This window comes from Rothia sp. P5766, from assembly GCF_048513555.1.
In the GTDB taxonomy this organism is placed as follows: Bacteria; Actinomycetota; Actinomycetes; order Actinomycetales; family Micrococcaceae; genus Rothia.
This window is the reverse complement of record NZ_JBLXXS010000005.1, coordinates 45,386-62,072: the sequence shown is the minus strand read 5'-3', so window position 1 is coordinate 62,072 and position 16,687 is coordinate 45,386. Positions and strand designations below refer to the sequence as shown.

Genomic DNA, 16,687 nt, shown 5'->3' with positions numbered 1-16,687 from the left:
TAGCTAAATGGAATGGCTCCTGCTCATAGTTGGCTTCCTCCTTATTCTGGGGACCGGCTTCTTCGTGGCCGTGGAGTTCTCTCTGGTAGCTCTCGACCAGTCCAAGGTCCAGCAAGAGATTGACCGAGGGGACAAGCGGGGCAGGCAAGTCATGTCTTGTCTCAAATCCCTCTCCACCCAGCTCTCAAGCTGCCAGCTAGGTATCACTATCACCACCCTGCTTACCGGCTACACACTCGATAGCAGTATTAACGCTCTGGCTGGTGACACCATTGCCTCCTGGGGGCTGAGCACCGGCGTCGCTTCAGCCCTGACCCTCATTTTCTCTATGGGTATAGCCACCCTGCTCTCCATGATCATTGGTGAGCTGGTCCCTAAGAATCTGGCAATTGCTGAACCCTACCGGGTCGCCCGTTCCCTGGCACCGCTCCAGCTGCTGTTTACCAAGGTCATGGGCCCCATCGTCCGAACCGCCAACGGATCCGCCAACTGGATTCTGCACCGCTTCGGCATGGAAGCCAAGGAAGAACTGTCTGCCGCGCGCTCGCCCGAGGAGTTATCCTCTATGGTCCGCCGCTCCGCTGACCTGGGTACCCTGGACTCAGACACCGCGCGCTTCCTTGACCGCACTCTTTCCTTTGCGGAGCTGACCGCCGCCGACGTCATGACCCCTCGCCGCAAGGTCATCATGCTCGAAGACACCTCCCCGGTCAGCGACGTTATCGAGCTAGCTCGTACCACCGGGCACTCCCGTTTCCCCCTCTACCGTGAAGATCAGGACAACATCGTGGGTGTTGTCCACGTCAAGAAAGCCGTCGGCCTACCCCTAGATAAGCGAGAAACCCTTGAGGCCGGTATTCTCATGGAAGATGTGCTTCAGGTGCCCGAAACCGTGCACCTCGACTCCCTGCTGATTCAGCTTCGCGAAGGCGCTCTTCAACTGGCCGTGGTGCTCGATGAATACGGCGGAACCGCCGGTATCACCACCTTGGAAGACCTGGTCGAAGAAATTGTGGGCGAAGTCTCCGATGAGCATGACGTCCATTCCCCAGACGAACGCCCCCTGCGCGTAGGCAACGGCGATTACATCTTCCCCGGCCTTCTGCGACCCGATGAGGTCAACGACTACATCCAGGTCCTTGAAATCGAGGACGACCCCGCCTACGAAACCATGGGTGGCTTTATGATGGACCGCCTGGGCAGGGTTCCTGAGACCGGGGACGTGGTGCCCCTTGAGGGCGGATACCTGCGGGTAGAGAAGATGGAACAGCGCCGCGTGGACCGAATCCGCTATGTGCACGATACCCCCGCCACCCCTGAGGTTCAGCCCGCTACCGCTAAGGAGGCCCGCCGATGAGTGACTGGGTCGCTATCTCGCTTCTGTTTGTTTTGCTGGCCGGTAATGCTTTCTTCGTGGCCGGTGAGTTTGCGGTTATGTCTACCCGCCGTTCGCAGGTGGAGCCTCTGGCCGAAACCGGCAATAAGCGAGCTATCACGGTCTTGTACGCCCTGGAGAACGTTTCGCTCATGCTGGCTACCTGCCAGCTGGGCATCACTATCTGCTCTCTGCTGATTCTGAACGTATCGGAACCTGCCCTGCACCACCTGGTATCGGCACCCCTGGAAAGCTGGGGCATTCCCTACTCCGTAGCCAGCGCCGTGGGCTTTGCCTTCGCCCTGATCCTGGTCACCTACCTACACGTTATTCTAGGTGAAATGGTGCCCAAGAATATGGCAGTCTCTCTGGCGGCTCGGGGCGTAGCCCTGTGGATCGCTCCGCCGCTGGTTACGATCTCCCGACTGCTCAAACCAATCGTCAGTCTGCTCAACTGGATTGCCGACCACACACTGCGGCTGATGAAAGTGGAGCCTAAAGCCGAAGTCGCCTCCACCTTTACCCTGGATGAGCTACAGAACATCGTGGCCCAGTCCACGGCTGAAGGCACCGTCGATGACGGCTCAGGAGTACTCTCAGGGGCACTGGAATTCAGTACAAAAACGGTAGCTGACATTATGGTGCCCGGTGACAAGCTCATCACCATGGTCTTTCCCTGCACTCCGGCGGAATTAGAAAAGGCGGTGGCCCATACCGGCTACTCCCGCTTCGTCATGGAAGACCGTGAAGGCGGGACCTACATGGGCTACCTGCACATTAAAGACGCTCTGGTCTACGAGGCTGAGCGAATGGACCAGCCCATTGCCTGGGGCAAGCTCCGCCAGATGTCTGTTGTCAAACCCGAAACTGAGATTGATGACGCGCTCGCAGTCATGCAGCGCAACCGCGCCCACGTTTCGCACGTGGTCGATGGTAAGGGTCAGAGCGTGGGCGTGCTCTTCCTGGAAGATATTTTGGAGGAGCTGGTGGGTGAAATTAAGGACACCACCCAGGAGCATGTGCGGCGCCGCCAGGAGGCCGCAGCCCGCTTTACCTCTGAGCCCTAAGGCAAGCCCCGACATCCTACAGGGTTATTGAGTCAACCGCCGCCCCTCCCGTCTAGGGGAGGGGCGGCGGTTCTCTGTTTGGTCGGTGGGAGGAAGCACATTGATATTATTTGCGAACGGTTCGCAAAAGGGGGTAGGCTAATAAAACGAAAACCTGAACCTGGCTAGAAAGATATATCGTGAAAAAAATCCTCCCCGCTACCTCCCTGTTGATGCTCTCGGTGCTTGGCCTTTCGGCTTGCGGCCAGCAAAGCTCCAACAGCGCCGCACCTGATCAAGGCGCAATCAAAGTAGTGGCTACCACCGATGTTTATGCTGACCTGGTTAAAGAAATCGGTGGTGAACGAGTGGAAGCCACCCCGCTGATCGCCTCAACGGCTGTAGATCCCCACTCTTACGAGGCAACCAGCCAGGATCGTCTGGCTGTCAAGGACGCGGATATAGTAGTTGTTAACGGGGGAGGCTACGATGCCTTTCTAACCGATCTGGCTGGAAACGATAACCCCGGCCAGAAGATCGTCAATGCCGTTGAAGTTTCTGGGCTCTTTAGCGCAGATGACCTGGCTCATATGCAAGAAGAGCACCACGGGGAGGCAGATACGGATCATGACCATGAGGGTCACGATCATGAGGGGCACGATCATGAGGGGCACGATCATGAGGGCCACGATCATGAGGGCCACGACCACCACGCCTACAACGAGCATGTCTGGTATGACCTGGACACCATGAAAAAGGTTGCCGACCAGGTGGCAGCTGACCTGGCGGAACTCGATCCCGACCAGGCCGATACCTACCGCAGCGCCGCGCGTGACTTCTCGACCCGCCTGGATGAGCTCATCACCCGCCTCAAAGCCGTAGACAGCAAGAAACGCACCTATCTTGCCACTGAGCCCGTCTCCGGCTACTTACTCCAAGACGCAGGTTTCACGGATGCCACCCCGGCAGACCTAACAGCGGCGGTAGACAGTGAAAGCGACATCGCCCCGCTGACCCTGCAGGAAGCCAAAGATCTTCTCGGCGCCGGGAAGATTGACCTGCTGGCCTTCAACGAACAAACCCAGACCGCACAAACTGCTGAAATCTTTAGTTACGCCCAAAACAAAGATGTACCCAGCGTCTCGTTCACCGAGACCCTTCCCGAAAACACCGGTTACATTGAGTGGATGAACCAGAATATCGACAACCTCGAAAAGGCAGTTGCATAGGAGCTATGTCAGATTCTTCCCCCCAGCTCGCCCCCGCTATAGAGATCACCGGGGGTGGGCTGTCCTTTGGGCACCGCACCCTCTGGAAGGACCTTAGCCTCTCTGTAGAACGCGGCGAATACTTTGCGGTACTCGGCCCCAACGGCTCAGGTAAATCAACCTTTATCAAGGTTATTCTGGGCCTGACCCAGCTTAGCCAAGGTAAGATTGCCGTCTTGGGCGCTGCAGCGGGTCTGGGGAACCCGGCACTAGGCTACATCCCCCAACAAAAAGCCTTGGGGACCGAATTGCCTCTGCGCGCTCGGGACTTTGTAGGTTTAGGGGTGGACGGACACCGCTGGGGCTTCCGCTTCAAAAACCGGGACTACCGGGCCAAGGTTGATAGTCTGCTAGAAGCCGTCGGCGCACAAGACTACGCCAATGTTCCGGTGGGTTTAATCTCCGGCGGGGAACAGCAGCGCCTACGCATCGCCCAGGCCCTAGCCAACGACCCAGCTATTATCCTGGCAGATGAGGCCCTGCTCTCCCTTGACCTTAACCACCAGTATGCGGTTTCGGATTTGATCCACCGTTACAACCGTGAAAATGGGGCTACCGTGGTCTTCGTAACCCACGAAATCAACCCCATCATCGATCATGTGGATCGGGTGCTCTACCTAGCCGGTGGACGCTTTACTGTCGGTACAGTACCCCAGGTCATGCGCTCAGAGGTGCTCACTGATCTCTACCAAACCCCCGTCTCCGTTATTCACACCAAGGGGCGCTATGTGGTGGTGGGCGGGGAGTACCGCGAGGACCACTGCGCCCTAGAAACAGATGATCCGCTTCTACACCTACCTGCCACCCGGGGAGAACAAGGATGAGCCTAGCTGACTTTTGGAGCAAAGTTTTTGTCTTTGACCGCTACGGTGAGCTCCTAGAACTCCTGAGCCAGTCCATTATCGCCGGTGCAGTTTTGGGCCTTATTGGGGGGTTCGTTGGACTCTTCGTCATGCTCCGCCGCCATGCCTTTGCCGTTCACGCTATTGCTGAGATGTCTTTCGCTGGTGCGGCGCTCTTCTTGCTCCTGGGCTACAACGTGGTCACCGGCTCGCTGATAGGGTCGATCTTCTCGGCCCTCATAATTGCCCTGATGGGTGCCAAGGTGCATGAGAACGACTCCATCATTGGGGCGCTCATGCCCTTTGGGCTGGGTCTGGGTATTCTCTTCTTATCCCTCTACTCGGGACGCTCGGCCAACAAGTTCTCTCTGTTGACCGGTCAGATTGTGGCGGTTGATTCGGCCCAGCTTACCTCTATGGTAGTTGGTGGGGCAGTTATCATTACGGCTCTAGCGCTCATGTGGCGGCCTCTGATGTTTGCCTCATTGGACCCGGTGGTTGCGCAGGCTAAAGGCCTGCCGCTACGCTTGCTCTCTGTCGCTTTTATGGTGGTGCTCGGTATCGCCACTGCGCTATCGGTTCAGGTGGTGGGGTCGCTCCTGGTGCTAGCCCTGCTTATCACCCCGGCTGCCTCAGCTCTTCAGGTTACAGCTTCACCCCTGCGGGCGCTCATCCTATCGGTACTCTTTGCTGAGGTCGCCATGGTAGGCGGAATCCTGCTGGCACTAGCCGGCTCACTCCCTATCAGCCCCTACGTCACCACGCTGTCTTTTCTTATCTTTGTCATGTGCCGCGGTATTCGGGCAGTACGCCAGCGCTACTCAGCATCGGGCCGCAAGCGCAGTGAGCCTGGGCTGGAGAAATAGCCGTATAAGCCATTACGTTCGCTTAGCACCCGGTGTGCCAACATCCCCGAACGCCAGACCCGAGCCAGTTGGCACACCGGGTGCTAAGCCGGGCTGTGGATGCGCTTGCCAATCTCGCCGAACGCCAGACCCGAGCCAGTTGGTAGCCTGGCCGCTGGGTCGCTTACCGGCCCTCAGCTGCGCAGGTAGCGCAGAGGCCCGTAATCTCAATGACGTGGCTGACCTGGGTGTAGCCGTGCTGACCGGCAATAGCGTGAACGAGCTCTTCAAGCTCAGGAATCTCAAACTCCTGGGCCGCCCCGCAGGACCGGCAGAGAATATGGTGATGGTGGTGCTCAAGGCCGCACTGGCGGTAAATGGCTTCGCCCTCTTCGGTTTTGAGGGTTTCGACCTCCCCAGCGTTCACCATGGACTGCAAGAGACGGTAAATCGTCGCCAGGGAAACCTTCTCGCCGCGTGAGAGCATGAGCTGGTGCAGATCCTGCGCCGAGATGAAATCCTCAAGCGTTTCAAGGGTTGCGGTTACAGCGCGACGCTGTTTGGTGTTTCTAATTTCTATAGGTTTGGTAGTAGCCGATGCCGGTTGGGTCGCCATGAAAGCATCCTCGTGGGGTCCAGGTCTGTTTTTCTTTGCCTTACTGTACACGATAGAGCGAACCGGCAGGGCTTAGGTCGCCGCTTGCTCGGTGTGCTCCCTGGTACTGGTATCGGGTAGACCGAGATACTAGGGTTGGAGGTATGAAACTTACTAAATACACCCACTCCTGCGTTCGTTTAGAAAAAGACGGCGCCGTGCTGGTGCTGGATCCCGGCAACTTCTCGGAAGTTGAGCAGGCCCTAGATGGCGCTGACCATGTTCTGATCACCCATATACACCCCGACCACTTCGATGAGGGTAGGGTACTGGCTTTCTTAAAAGAGAACCCGCAGACTACCCTGCACGCCCCTGCCGCTGTGGTTCAGGCGGTCCTCAAAGAGCTACCCCAGGCTCAGGCTCTGGCCGTAGAAGCAGATGGACAGCTGACCCTCTCCGGTTTTAACATCAAAACCTTTGGCGGTAACCACGCGGTTATTCACCCGCTCCTGCCGACTATCGACAACGTGGGCTACCTGATTGATGATAACCTCTTCCACCCTGGCGATTCCTTTGTGGTCCCTGACGGTATCGAGGTCAAAACCCTGCTGGTACCCATTCACGCCCCTTGGAACAAAATCCAGGAAGTCATCGACTTTATTATTGCGGTGCGGGCGCAGAAGGCTTATCAGATTCATGACTCCCTGCTGGCAGAGACGGGAAGGAACATGATTGTGGGGCACGCAACCAACTTTGGTAAGAAGTACGGTACAGAGTTTGAGTACCTGGCACCGGGTACCACCGTTGATCTAGAGAACAACTAGGGGAGTGGCTATGAGCACCATTTTTACTAAGATTATTAACCGCGAGATTCCCGGCCGTCTCATCTGGGAGGACGAGCACTGCCTTGCTTTCTCTACCATTGAGCCTTTCCAGTACGGGCATACCCTGGTGGTTCCCCGCCTGGAGATTGACCACTGGGTTGACTTACCCGAGCAACTGAGCGCCCACCTCTTCGCTGTGGCTCACAAGGTTTCTCGCGGCTTGGTAAAGGCCTTTGACCCGACTAGGGTCGGCATGATGATTGCCGGTTTCGACGTACCTCATACCCACCTGCACGTGTGGCCAGCTCTTGACCAGAGTGAGTTTACCTTTGAACAGGCCAACCGTAACCCTGACCCCGCACTTATGGACGAGGCGGCTGAGAAACTGCGCGCGGCCCTGACCGACCTGGGCTACGGGGAGTTTGTCACCAGCTAAGGGTACAAGGTAATTGTGGCTGTGAGGGTTGCAGTAAGGCCTTAGCAAGGTACTACCTAGATTGCTCTAGCTCTACGGCTTTCGGGTCAACTGGCTCGGGGCTGGCGTTTAAGGGTGTTGACCCGAAAGCCGTAGAGCTGGTGAGCTAGCGTGTGGATAAGCCCCTCCCGATACCTAGCCTTGTAGAGCTGGGTACTGGGAGGGGCTTTTCTATTCCCTGTGTGTAAAGTGTGCTTGACTTAAAAATGCTGAGATGTGTAAAGTCTGTTTTACAAAGAAATGTAAAGCACCTTTGACATGAGGAGTCTGAAATGGAAACAAAAAAGAAAGTAAGCACCTGGGGTAGCTCCCGCTATGGTGGCGGGCAAGCAACCCTGCTGACCATCAGTATTGTTGGCGGTGCGGCTCTTTCCTTGCTAGTGGGCTGGGGCATTGTGAGCTTCCGGCAGGAGGACTTGCCGGGCTGGGCTCTTCCTGTGGTTTCCTTACCTGTATGGCCTGTAGCAATAGCAGGTATTTGGGCCCTCCTGGTAGACCGTTCAACCCTCAAAGGGGCGGTCCGTAACCCAGAAGCCAGCGTTGAAAGTCACTGGTATGCCAAGGCGGCAGAAAACACCTTTTACTGGATGATTGCCATCATGGGCCTGGGTGTCGGAGCCTTTTCAACCTTCGGCTGGGACGCGCCCGCCTCCCTAGTGCTCACTGCCACCACAGTCTTAGCAATGCTCATCTTCCTGGCAAACTACTTGGTCTATAAGCGCAGGGGCGTTTAGCCTATGCAGAATCGTCTCAAAGAACTGCGGGCAGACCGCGGCTACTCCCAGCAGGAGCTAGCGGACCGGCTGGGAGTTTCCCGGCAGACCATTATCAGCATCGAAAAGGGCCGTTTTGACCCTTCCCTGCCCCTAGCCTTCCAGCTAGCCGCCGCCTTTAGCTGTAGAATCGAGGACATTTTTACTCCACATCATGCAGGGTAATGAGCCTTGCCGGAACCCAATGTTGTCATAGTTGTTACCTTGCGCGTTGTTAACCTAAGGTAAATTATGAGTTGCGGTGGAGCCGCGGCGGCAGCGATAGCAAGTTATCAAGAAAGAGTTTAAAGAGGCATGGGATCAACACTCAGTAGTTTTGCTCAATCACAAGCTGCTCCGTCTGCTCTATCCATTGGTAGCTACCCTCAGGACTAGTCACTTTTTGACACTGGGGACCCTGCCCCAGGAAGTCCTTTTGACTGGGTCGCGATTCGCTCGATGTGGGATAACAAAGCAGAGGCACTTAATGTTGCGCTTTCTTCTTTTAGGGCCACTGGGGAGCTTGCCGGGCAAGGCTATAAAGTTCGCTATCTCAACGAGTCCCTGTATCTTGGAGAATACTTTATTTGGCAGGTTCACAAAGAATTTAATCGCATGGCGCAGTTAGCTCAGCGTTGGGAGCAAACTCTGATTGATATTAAAGGGCGTGCTCAGGAAGCGCATCGTCTAGCGACTGCGGCGCAAGACAGCGCTAGGGAATGTTCCATAAAATTGGCGGCATTGACTGTAAGCCTGAATCACATAGACGATAAGTCAGAGAGGGAAGATACCCAAAAAAGTATTGCAGGGTTCGCCACTGAACTATCGGATGCGCAGCAGGTTTTGGAGGCGCAACGTGAGATTGTTCGTGGTCTTGCACGTGAATATCAGACTGCTGGGGAAGGCTTAGGTGCTGAGTATAAGCTGACTCCGGTGGGGGATATGTTCGCCCTGGCGCATACCAATCATGGGGTGCCTAATTTTGCTTTGGGAACTGCCTCGGGAGGCTCATTGTTTGAGCTTTCGCCCGATGTGATTCGGGGTAACCCGCCGGTTTCTGCTCGTGATTTGAAGCTCCTGTCGGAGAAAACTGCTGAAAGCCCTGAAGCTTTGCAGGAGTACCTATCTAGTATTGCTTTGTTATCGCCGGCTGAGATTGCTGATTTTGCCCGGCGGTACCCTGAATTAGCGGGCCTGCCTCTGCATGTGTCTAATGATGGTGTTGGTAATGCGCAGGCATCACGGGACTGGTGGAATCTTGACGGCTCTCATGTTTATGGCTTATCGGAGGAACAGCGTGCTGCTTTGATTGCACAGATGCCTGGTTTCGTGGGAAATCTTGAGGGCGTACGGTACTCTGACCGGCACCAGGCAAATATGACTTTACTGAACCTGAAACTAGAGCACCCAGAGCTCTTATCTGATTACGCCAAGGATACCTTGCTGCTCATTCAAACAACTATAAACGCCCAGCAGAAAGGCGCTCCTCGAAGCCTCATTAATCTTGATTTGTCCAATATGGGTACGACGGTGCGCTACGACGGGTTCGGTCGAGAACATCGAAAGGATAAAGTCGAGACAGACGATGTACTCACTACAATTGCGTACGGTGTTTTGGATCGGGCTGATGTCGTGACTATTTTTAATCCTGGGATGCTTAACCACCCCAAGACCAGTCTTGATCCGAACGATGGAGATTTGGCGGGGATGGGCCAAAGAATCTACAATGACCAAAAAAATATCTACAGGGATAACAACAGCAAAACTGCCCACGCTGTGGTTATCAACCTGAACTATGTAACCCCCCCCAAGGGCTGGATGTACTTTCAACTGACGATGCCGAGATTGCTTCCGAGCGCAATGCTAACGCGGTTGATGCCTTGAACGTGCTGGGCAATAATCTTTCGTTCGGGGATGATAACCGTAAAATCTATTTGTGGAACCATTCCTACGGCTCTACAACCGCTGGTTTTACGCTACAAAATGTAAATTCACCCATTGAGGCTTATTACAATATTGGAGCCGCTGGGTGGCCCAAATTCTATTTTGGTGACCCGAATGCCATGTCCTTTGAATACCTGGGGAAGGACGGTCAGGGGCATCCACAAATGTATAGCACACTAGCTGATGCTGATAACATTGCTCGCGCCGGTGAATACGCTAGCGGTAGGTTTGACCCGCGCGCTTTTAAAAATAGTTTTACCCTATCTTCGGAGGCCTCTGCTGACGGTCAATTTGGTGCTGTGCAGGGGCACCCGGTGAATCCGGCTGATGGGACGGGCTATAACTCCCCCGGAAGGACTTCCTATGCCAACGGAATTCTCATTACAACCGACAATGCTGGGATGATTAATTCTTCTGAGATTACCTTTAACGCTGATTACCCTGAATGGGTCTACAAACGGGGTAGTGCTACCCTAAGGGATGATCCGTCACACAAAGACTTCATTCTGGACCGCAGTAAATAGGGGGAACGGTGTTCTATAAAAAACTACTGGCAGTCCTACTGCCGCTCTGTCTTTTAGTTTCAGCATGTAGCGCGAAAGAAGAAAAAGTGGAAGATTCCAAATACTACACTAAGGTGTCTTTGCAGGAGACCATTGATGAGTGGATGTTGGCTCGTAATGGGACTATTAAGGCGAGTGGGGATCAACCTTTCTACTATGACGGTGAGGATAGGTTTGCTGTTGATCCTGAGAGTACGGATATGCGGTATGACTTGCCGGGGAATTATTGTCCGGGGACGGTGATCTCGGACCCAGAGACTCATTCAGCCTATGCTTCATTGAATGTTTCTACGAAGGCTTTTGATTCTTCGGGGATGGATGTTGAGGTTGAGATTGAGCGGGTGAGTGAGTTTTGGCGGTCTCAGGGGTGGACGGATATTCGGCGTGGCCCTGAAGCTACTGGTGAGCGACGTATTTATGTTTATAGTCCTTCGGGGTTAAGGCTGATCTATGAGGTAATGATTTCTGGGGATAGAGCTATGAAATCTTTGCAGATGGATTCTATGTGTGCGCGTGAGTTCGCCAGTGGTAGTCCGGTGTACTTGGGGGATTTTGAGGACCGTTATTTTGCTTCTCCGAGTGCTTCGTCTTCTGAGGGGCAGTGATAGGTATGTCTCTTGAGATTCATTATGATCAGCTTCAGAATTCTATTGATACTTTTCATGCCGTCTGTTTGGCTCTTGAAGATGCTCAGGGTGTAGGGGTGGCTTATGTAGCTGAGGGTAGGGATGCCTTATCTGGTGTTCATGAGGTTGCTTTGGGGGAGCTGGGGAGGCTTTTTGAGGTAGCTGGTGGTGATTTTGCTCGGGTTCGTTCTTCTGCTCAGGTTATTTTTGATGGTTTTAAAGCTGCTGATAGTGCTGGGGGGTGAGAGCTGTGGTGTTGGGTAGAAGGGGGTTAGTGTTTGTCTTGTTGGGGTGTCTTGTGTTGTCTGCCTGTGGTTCGGAGGCGGTGAAGCCGGAGGATTCTGAGTATTACACCAAGGTGTCTTTGCAGGAGACCATTGATGAGTGGATGTTGGCTCGTAATGGGACTATTAAGGCGAGTGGGGATCAACCTTTCTACTATGACGGTGAGGATAGGTTTGCTGTTGATCCTGAGAGTACGGATATGCGGTATGACTTGCCGGGGAATTATTGTCCGGGGACGGTGATCTCGGACCCAGAGACTCATTCAGCCTATGCGTCCCTTCACGTTTCTACGAAGGCTTTTGATTCATCGGGGGTGGATGCTGAGGCTGAGCTTGAGCGGGTGAGTGAGTTTTGGCGGTCTCAGGGGTGGACGGATATTCGGCGTGGATATGGAGGTGTTGGCGATCATCGCATTTATGTTTATAGTCCTTCGGGGTTAAAGCTGGTTTATACCTTGATGATTTATGAGGGTAATGCTGTGAGGGTTTTGGAGATGGATTCTATGTGTGCGCGTGAGTTCGCCAGTGGTAGTCCGGTGTACTTGGGGGATTTTCAGGACCGTTATTTTGCTTCTCCGACTGCTTCGTCATCATCCGCCTAGCCTGCAGAACCCCTCATGGTCTCAACTGCCTGGCGCAGGGCCTTACCGACGCGCTTCTCACTGACCGTGTAGGCGGTCCCCAACTCCTGAGCAAAGAAGCTGACCCGCAGTTCCTCAATCATCCAGCTCACAGCCTCCAACTCGGGGGTAGGGGAAACCCCGGCAGGCAGAGACTCAAGAGCCTTATCGTAGGAATCCTCTAGCTCCTGAACAGCCAGCATGAGCTGATTATCCCGGTTGATGTTTGGCCCCAGCTTCTCCATACGCTTAATCATGGCTTTGAGGTAGCGCGGTAGGTGGTGCAGTTGAGCCGCGCCGGTAGCGGCCACAAAACCCGGGTAAATCAGGTTCTCCAACTGCGCTTTCATATCGCCTATAGCGTGAATAACAGCCAGCGAGGTGCTCTTTTTCATGAGCTTCTGAACAGCGGTTGCCTGGGTAAGAATATCGGCCACCAGCTTGGTGATGGTAAAAACCGTATCAATCAAATCAGCGCGCACACTGTTAAAAAGCTCGGTGTAGTCGGCCCGGGTGAAGGGCGGGGTCGCCGGGGTGAGTTGGTCAATGGCCGCTACGGTGCAGTCGCTAATGAGTGAATCAACAGAGCCGTGCGGGTTCTGGGTAAAGACCATCTTCTCCCTATTATTCAGGTGCTCAGATACATACCGCTCAGGGGAGGGAGTATTGAGTTTGAGCAGGCGGATAACACCGGAACGCTGGGCACGGACGGCCTCGGCCTCGGAGGGAAAAATACGCACAGCAACAGAGGAACCCTCATCGACCAGAGCCGGATAGCCAGCAACCTTTTGGGTGGCGATGACGCGCTCTACCTTACGGGGCAAATCCTGGGCAGGCCAGTCCGTCAGGCCCGATACCTCACGTACAGCACCGGCAGCTGGAGCGGTAGCGGCCTGCCCGCCAGCGGGTGCAGCGCCCTGAACTGGGCCCTTACCAAGCTGGGATGGCTGGCCCGGGTAGGAGCCACCGCTCCTGCCCGAGGCCTTAGAGCCCGAAGCTACAGCACCCTGAGCCATAGCCTGCATCCGATTCATGGTCTCCGGGGAAGCTCCCAAAGAAGCCGCCAGAGCCGAACGGATCTCGGCGTGCAGACTGGCCTGCAGGCTGGCGAGATCCTTGCTCTCACCCAGAATCTTGTTGCGGTGATCGCGCACCTGGAAGGAAAAACGCAGGTGCTCCGGAACAGACTCCCAGCTAAACTCAGCCGGGTCCACCACATGTCCGCGCAGACGGCGCAGAACCAGGGCCAGCGAATCGGTCAGCGAATCCTCAGCCGGCGAAAAATCAGCCGTCAGCTTCTCTACCGCCTGGCGGGCGACATCGGGGGCAGGCACAAAATTCTTACGAATCTGCTTGGGTAGGGACTTAATCAGGGCGGTTACCAGCTCCTGGCGCAGGCCAGGAATCAGCCACTCAAAAGGAGCTGGATCTAGCTGCCCCAAGAAAAGCACCGGAACCTGAACCGCAATACCGTCCGTCTGGGCGGCAGAAGAACGTACCCCGCCAATAGACACGGTGGGGGCATACTCATAGCGTAAGTCCAGATCAAGCTCCCCACCAGAGGTGCGGGCAACCCAGGTGCGGGGGAAGAGCGACTCATCATAGTCACCTGCCTGCTCATCAATCAGGTTCTCTGGGCTGAAATCCAGCAGGTGCTCATTGACCTTGCGCTCCTGGGACCACCAACGGTCAAAGTGCCGTTCGGAGACAACATGGTCAGGAATACGGGCATCGTAGAAGTCAAAGAGAACCTGGTCATCAACCCGCAAATCACGCCTGCGCAGGCGGGCTTCCAGCTCTTCAACCTCAGCCAGGGCCTTCTGGTTGCGCGCAAAGAAGCGGTGCCGGGTAGACCAGTCACCTTCCACCAGGGCAGAACGGATAAAAATTTCACGAGCTGCCTCCGGATCAACCCGCCAGTACTGCACCCGGCGATCAGCAATAACCGGCAGACCCAGCAAAGTTACCTTCTCATGGGCCAGCACGGACCCCTGGCGCGAAGACCAGTGAGGGTCAGAATACTGGCGTTTGAGCAGGGGACCACCCAGCTCTTCCACCCACTCCGGCTCAATCTGAGCGTTCACCCGCGCCCACAGGCGTGAGGTTTCTACCAGTTCAGCAGACACCAGCCAAACGGGGTTCTTCTTAAAGAGAGCAGAGCCAGGAAAAATAGCGAACCGGCTACCTCGTGCACCACGGTACTCGTGCCGGTTAGTTTCGTCCTGCATACCAATGTGGGAGAGCAGACCGGTCAAGAGCGACTTGTGCACCTCAGTCTCGTGGGCCGCAGGGTCAATATGGCGCCCACCCTCAACCGTGATACCGGCAGACCGGCCAATCTCGCGGAGCTGAGTAAACAGATCCTGCCACTCACGAATCCGCAAGAAATTCAGGTACTCCCGGTGGCACATCTTCCTGAACTGGCTTGAAGACAGTTCGGACTGCTTCTCGTGGATGAACTGCCACAGGAGCAAGAAGCTGGTGAAGTCAGACTTATCGTCCTTGAAACGGGCGTGCAAGGCATCGGCCTCGCCCCGGTGCTCAGCCGGGCGTTCGCGGGGGTCCTGAATGGTCAGCGCCGCCGCCAGAACCATAATTTCCTTGGCAACACCGCGCTTGGCGCCCTCCACAATCATGCGGGCCAGACGCGGGTCTACCGGTAGCGCCGCCATTGCACGGCCTGCTGCTGTGAGCGGGCTGGTGGGCTTGCGGAGCTGACGCGGCTGGTGCTTGGCTGCGCTCAGCGCCCCTAGCTCCCGCAACAGGTTCAGACCGTCGTTAATAGCCCGGGTCTCCGGGGGCTGAACAAAGGGGAACTTCTCAATATCGGACGGGGAACGCACCACACCGATGGCGGTCATCTGTAGGATAACAGCGGCTAGATTAGTACGGAGAATCTCGGGGTCAGTGAATTCAGCGCGTGAGGCAAAATCCTCCTCCGAATAGAGGCGGATAGCGATACCGTCCGACACACGGCCACAGCGACCTGACCGCTGGTTGGCGCTGGCCTGAGAAATGCGCTCAATGGGTAGGCGCTGAACCTTGGTCCGGGATGAATAACGGGAAATACGGGCCGTCCCCGTATCAATCACATACTTGATACCCGGCACCGTCAGAGAGGTTTCAGCGACGTTGGTTGCCAGCACAATGCGGGGCCTACCACCGGGTTTGAAGACCCGGTGCTGTTCAGCCATCGAAAGACGGGCAAAGAGAGGCAGAACTTCGTAGTCAGCCAGACGGCGGGTGGTACGAACCATCTCGGTAATGGCCTCTGCCGCGTCCCTAATCTCTCGCTCACCCGAGAAGAAAATCAGGATATCACCGGGTGCTTCCTCCGAAAGTTCACGGATAGCATCTAGCACGCCGTCCAGAGGGTCGCGGTCCTCGTCCTCCAGGCCGTCGCCTGCATCGTCGGCATCCTCGCCGCCGTCACCGGTGCGGGGTTCACTCAGCGGGCGGTAACGAATCTCCACCGGGAAAGTACGGCCAGAGACTTCGATAATGGGCGGGGCGTCATCGGGTAGGGCGGCCTCGGCGATTTCCCCTTCCTTACCGGTTGGCGAATCATCGATGATTCCCACACCGGGCACAAAGCTGGGGGAGAAGTGGCGGGCAAAACGCTCGGGGTCAATGGTCGCTGAGGTAATAACAATTTTGAGGTCTGGGCGTTGGGACATAATCCGTTTGAGGTAGCCCAGAATGAAGTCGATATTGAGACTGCGTTCGTGCGCCTCGTCAATGATGATTGCCGAGTAGTTTTTCAGGAGCGGGTCGTTCTGAATCTCAGCCAGCAGAATACCGTCGGTCATGAGTTTAATGGCTGAGCTCTCACCGACCTCGGAGGTGAAGCGCACCTGGTAGCCCACGGTCTGCCCGATTTTTTGACCCAGCTCTTGGGCAATACGTTCAGCAACCGAACGGGCGGCAAGACGGCGGGGCTGGGTATGACCAATCATGCCCTTTTCAGCTAGCCCAAGCTCTAGAAGCATTTTGGGTAGCTGGGTGGTCTTACCGGAGCCGGTTTCACCGGCCACGATAGTGACCTGGTTCTCGCGGATAGCGGCCATGATGTCGTCCCTGCGGGCAGAAACAGGTAGGGCCTCAGGGTAGCTGATGGTGTCAGGAATGAGTGGGCTATAGGGGCGGCGGGTGCCTTGAGCTCTGTCCCGGTTGCCAGAGCGTGAGCTTCTGGGGTTCTGTTTCTGGTTGCCCTCTTGCTGTGGTTCGGTGGTCTTGTTTCTGGGTGACTTCTTACGCTGTCCGGTAGCTTGCGGGCGGCGGGTGCGGCCTTGGTTGCGGCTCCTACCCTGTGCGGGCTGGCCAGGCTGTTCTGACCCGCGGGTGTGCTGATTGCCGGTGGCTTCTGGCTGTGCGGTGCGCGTCTTTGCGGCGTGCATAGCGGCGGCAATGGCTGAGAGCGGCTGGGCGGGGGTGCGGGGTGAGGGCGATGAAGTAGACATACTGCCTACCATTTTAGGGCTAGAAGCTGTGCCCGTGGGCGGGTTTCTCTAGACGCGTGAAGCCAGCTAGTTCTCTGGCTCAAAATAGCCAGAGATACCTGTTAGGGGCTGCCTGTCTTTGCACCCAGGAGAGCTGAAGCCCTGTGAAAGACGCAGCGCCCCGCCCTC

The 16,687-nt window shown here is 55.8% G+C and carries 16 protein-coding genes; 14 read left to right on the top strand and 2 right to left on the bottom strand.

Features of this window, described 5'->3' with window-relative positions:
• Positions 1-7: 7 nt before the first annotated feature.
• The 5 genes from ACN08V_RS03785 to ACN08V_RS03765 all read left to right on the top strand — a co-directional run bounded on the left by ACN08V_RS03785 (position 8) and on the right by ACN08V_RS03765 (position 5,397).
• Positions 8-1,357, top strand: a complete 1,350-nt coding sequence (locus ACN08V_RS03785; RefSeq protein WP_419100536.1) for a hemolysin family protein — start codon at positions 8-10, stop codon at positions 1,355-1,357.
• Complete coding sequence (locus ACN08V_RS03780; protein ID WP_419100535.1) at positions 1,354-2,442, top strand: hemolysin family protein; 1,089 nt, start codon at positions 1,354-1,356, stop codon at positions 2,440-2,442. The genes ACN08V_RS03785 and ACN08V_RS03780 overlap by 4 nt, the downstream gene beginning before the upstream one ends.
• Before the next feature lie 179 nt (positions 2,443-2,621).
• A complete protein-coding gene (locus ACN08V_RS03775) occupies positions 2,622-3,650 on the top strand; it encodes a metal ABC transporter solute-binding protein, Zn/Mn family (protein WP_419104599.1) in 1,029 nt (342 codons plus the stop codon).
• 5 nt (positions 3,651-3,655) lie between these two features.
• Complete coding sequence (locus ACN08V_RS03770) at positions 3,656-4,513, top strand: metal ABC transporter ATP-binding protein (protein ID WP_419104598.1); 858 nt, start codon at positions 3,656-3,658, stop codon at positions 4,511-4,513.
• Complete coding sequence (locus tag ACN08V_RS03765) at positions 4,510-5,397, top strand: metal ABC transporter permease (protein ID WP_419100532.1); 888 nt, start codon at positions 4,510-4,512, stop codon at positions 5,395-5,397. The genes ACN08V_RS03770 and ACN08V_RS03765 overlap by 4 nt, the downstream gene beginning before the upstream one ends.
• A gap of 163 nt (positions 5,398-5,560) precedes the next feature.
• On the opposite strand, the gene ACN08V_RS03760 is transcribed toward ACN08V_RS03765, so the two are convergent.
• Positions 5,561-5,992: a Fur family transcriptional regulator gene (locus ACN08V_RS03760; RefSeq protein WP_419104597.1), complete on the bottom strand. Its 432-nt coding sequence runs from the start codon at positions 5,990-5,992 to the stop codon at positions 5,561-5,563.
• 143 nt (positions 5,993-6,135) lie between these two features.
• On the opposite strand from ACN08V_RS03760, the gene ACN08V_RS03755 reads away from it, so the two are divergent.
• The 9 genes from ACN08V_RS03755 (at position 6,136) to ACN08V_RS03715 (ending at position 12,041) form a co-directional block, all read left to right on the top strand.
• Positions 6,136-6,795: an MBL fold metallo-hydrolase gene (locus ACN08V_RS03755; protein ID WP_419104596.1), complete on the top strand. Its 660-nt coding sequence runs from the start codon at positions 6,136-6,138 to the stop codon at positions 6,793-6,795.
• A gap of 10 nt (positions 6,796-6,805) precedes the next feature.
• Entirely contained in the window at positions 6,806-7,231 is a 426-nt protein-coding gene (locus tag ACN08V_RS03750; RefSeq protein WP_419104595.1) for an HIT family protein, read from the top strand.
• A 311-nt stretch (positions 7,232-7,542) separates the two neighbouring features.
• Positions 7,543-8,004 (top strand): hypothetical protein, encoded by a 462-nt coding sequence (locus tag ACN08V_RS03745; protein WP_419104594.1) that lies wholly within the window; start codon positions 7,543-7,545, stop codon positions 8,002-8,004.
• 3 nt (positions 8,005-8,007) lie between these two features.
• Entirely contained in the window at positions 8,008-8,208 is a 201-nt protein-coding gene (locus tag ACN08V_RS03740; protein WP_419104593.1) for a helix-turn-helix transcriptional regulator, read from the top strand.
• Between the two features lie 273 nt (positions 8,209-8,481).
• A complete protein-coding gene (locus ACN08V_RS03735) occupies positions 8,482-9,906 on the top strand; it encodes a hypothetical protein (protein WP_419104592.1) in 1,425 nt (474 codons plus the stop codon).
• Positions 9,907-10,130: 224 nt separating this feature from the next.
• Positions 10,131-10,490, top strand: a complete 360-nt coding sequence (locus ACN08V_RS03730; protein WP_419104591.1) for a hypothetical protein — start codon at positions 10,131-10,133, stop codon at positions 10,488-10,490.
• Between the two features lie 86 nt (positions 10,491-10,576).
• Positions 10,577-11,134, top strand: a complete 558-nt coding sequence (locus ACN08V_RS03725; protein ID WP_419104590.1) for a hypothetical protein — start codon at positions 10,577-10,579, stop codon at positions 11,132-11,134.
• A 5-nt stretch (positions 11,135-11,139) separates the two neighbouring features.
• Positions 11,140-11,400, top strand: coding sequence for a hypothetical protein (locus ACN08V_RS03720; protein WP_419104589.1), 261 nt, complete (start codon positions 11,140-11,142; stop codon positions 11,398-11,400).
• A 119-nt stretch (positions 11,401-11,519) separates the two neighbouring features.
• The gene (locus ACN08V_RS03715; RefSeq protein ID WP_419104588.1) at positions 11,520-12,041 is read left to right on the top strand and encodes a hypothetical protein; all 522 of its coding nucleotides are present in this window, start codon (positions 11,520-11,522) and stop codon (positions 12,039-12,041) included.
• Here ACN08V_RS03715 and hrpA read toward each other — a convergent pair.
• Positions 12,038-16,519: an ATP-dependent RNA helicase HrpA gene (hrpA, locus tag ACN08V_RS03710; RefSeq protein WP_419104587.1), complete on the bottom strand. Its 4,482-nt coding sequence runs from the start codon at positions 16,517-16,519 to the stop codon at positions 12,038-12,040. The two genes, ACN08V_RS03715 and hrpA, sit on opposite strands and share 4 nt — an antisense overlap.
• Positions 16,520-16,687 lie beyond the last annotated feature (168 nt).

Excerpts from the sequence above, each read along its gene's own strand:
- ACN08V_RS03785 (WP_419100536.1), top strand. The coding sequence starts at position 8 with ATGGAATGGCTCCTGCTCATAGTTGGCTTCCTCCTTATTCTGGGGACC.
- ACN08V_RS03780 (WP_419100535.1), top strand. The coding sequence starts at position 1,354 with ATGAGTGACTGGGTCGCTATCTCGCTTCTGTTTGTTTTGCTGGCCGGT.
- ACN08V_RS03770 (WP_419104598.1), top strand. The coding sequence starts at position 3,656 with ATGTCAGATTCTTCCCCCCAGCTCGCCCCCGCTATAGAGATCACCGGG.
- ACN08V_RS03765 (WP_419100532.1), top strand. The coding sequence starts at position 4,510 with ATGAGCCTAGCTGACTTTTGGAGCAAAGTTTTTGTCTTTGACCGCTAC.
- ACN08V_RS03760 (WP_419104597.1), bottom strand. The coding sequence starts at position 5,992 with ATGGCGACCCAACCGGCATCGGCTACTACCAAACCTATAGAAATTAGA.
- ACN08V_RS03755 (WP_419104596.1), top strand. The coding sequence starts at position 6,136 with ATGAAACTTACTAAATACACCCACTCCTGCGTTCGTTTAGAAAAAGAC.
- ACN08V_RS03750 (WP_419104595.1), top strand. The coding sequence starts at position 6,806 with ATGAGCACCATTTTTACTAAGATTATTAACCGCGAGATTCCCGGCCGT.
- ACN08V_RS03745 (WP_419104594.1), top strand. The coding sequence starts at position 7,543 with ATGGAAACAAAAAAGAAAGTAAGCACCTGGGGTAGCTCCCGCTATGGT.
- ACN08V_RS03740 (WP_419104593.1), top strand. The coding sequence starts at position 8,008 with ATGCAGAATCGTCTCAAAGAACTGCGGGCAGACCGCGGCTACTCCCAG.
- ACN08V_RS03735 (WP_419104592.1), top strand. The coding sequence starts at position 8,482 with ATGTGGGATAACAAAGCAGAGGCACTTAATGTTGCGCTTTCTTCTTTT.
- ACN08V_RS03730 (WP_419104591.1), top strand. The coding sequence starts at position 10,131 with ATGTATAGCACACTAGCTGATGCTGATAACATTGCTCGCGCCGGTGAA.
- ACN08V_RS03720 (WP_419104589.1), top strand. The coding sequence starts at position 11,140 with ATGTCTCTTGAGATTCATTATGATCAGCTTCAGAATTCTATTGATACT.
- hrpA (WP_419104587.1), bottom strand. The coding sequence starts at position 16,519 with ATGTCTACTTCATCGCCCTCACCCCGCACCCCCGCCCAGCCGCTCTCA.